Here is a 1580-nt window from a genome sequence, read left to right on the forward strand (position 1 = left end):
TGGCGAGCGACTGAAAGCGACAGTACAACGTATGATTTGCGTATTCACGGTTGGTCAGGATGGGAAACGGCGGCATATATGGGTTTTGAATTGCCGGAAAATTTCAATGCGGAAAATGTAGGCAAGGCAGAACTTGTACTCGATACAACTTCTGTCGCAAATTCGGGAACGGCATACTTATATGAGGCTGATTATTCGGCTTTTGAAAACGGTATGCAATACACTGTTGCACCGACATATACCGAAAAAGAAATTATGTCGTTCACATCACCATCAAATACAGGTGAATTTAAAATTGATGTGACAGACTACATAAAATCAATCAAGGATAAGGGAAATGTTGCGTTTAGAATAGACGTTAAGTCGCAGAACAACAACACAAACTGGAACATCGGTTCATGTACAAACAGCGGCAATGCACCGAAGATTGTAATAGGCGATGATGATAATGTAATAAAAAATGCGTCATTTTCTGACGGTGATGCAAATTGGACTATTACAAACAGTGAAAATATGACAGTATCTGACGGCAAGTTAAACGCAAGCGGTACAGATTACGAGGCACAAATCAGTCAAACGGTCGGAAATATGGAAAACGGAACATATACACTAAATGCGTATTTGACTAACGACACAACGGACGGTATTTGCTATTTGTATGCCAAAACAAACGGTCACACAATGGCGTCAACGTCAATACCGATAAGTGACAATGAGAGCAAGGTTACAGTGCCGGGAATTATCGTAGAGGACGGAAAATGTGATATAGGACTTTGTATAAAAGGCTCGCAAACTCTTACTCTTGACAAATTGTCTTTTGCAAAGTCGGAGGAGAGCAGAATACCTTTCTTAAAAGGCGGAGAAATTTCAAAGCTTACATACGTCGAAGACAGGGGCGGCAAATTCTATGACGAAAACGGTCAAGAAGGTGACGCACTTCAAATTATGGCTGAAAACGGCTTTAATTTTGCAAGAATCAGAGTTTTAAACAATCCGGGAAAAGGTCACGGAAACGAGTATTATTTGCCTGAAGGCTATCAAGATCCCGACGACTGTCTGGCAATGGCAAGACGTGCAAAGGATAAAGGTATGCAGATAGAATTTACATTTGCATATTCTGATACTTGGTCGGACGGTGAAAATCAGCTTATTCCATATGATTGGCGTCCGTATATTGAGGAAAATAATCTGACTGGTGATGAGCTTGCAACATATCTCGAGGGTAAAATATACGAATTTACAAAGGATATGATGCTTAAATTAATCGAACAGGGAACTTGTCCTGAATATGTTTCGATAGGTAACGAAATGCAGTACGGATTGCTTTACAACAACCATAAGAACAATAACGGGTTCTATAACAAAAGTGATTATCTTAGCCGTTTTGTAAATGCAGGTGCAAGGGCTGTTCGCGAAACGTCACCGGAAAGTAAAATTGTTCTTCACAGTGACCACGGCGGTGAACTTTTGAGCAGAAGAAAGACCTTTATTAATGCGCTTGCAAATATTGATTTTGACGTAATCGGTGTTTCGTATTATCCGTATTACACTAAGTCTATTTCGATTGATGATGTTGTGAA

At 40.0% G+C, this 1580-nt stretch carries 1 protein-coding gene; it reads left to right on the plus strand.

Translation table 11 applies throughout. The features are described from left to right. Positions 1–1580: glycosyl hydrolase 53 family protein (locus ACLTU0_RS11880; RefSeq protein ID WP_412322655.1), on the plus strand; the 1580-nt coding region annotated here is incomplete at both ends.

It is taken from the genome of Hominilimicola sp., from assembly GCF_046972485.1.
Taxonomy (GTDB): domain Bacteria; phylum Bacillota; class Clostridia; order UBA1381; family UBA1381; genus Hominilimicola; species Hominilimicola fabiformis.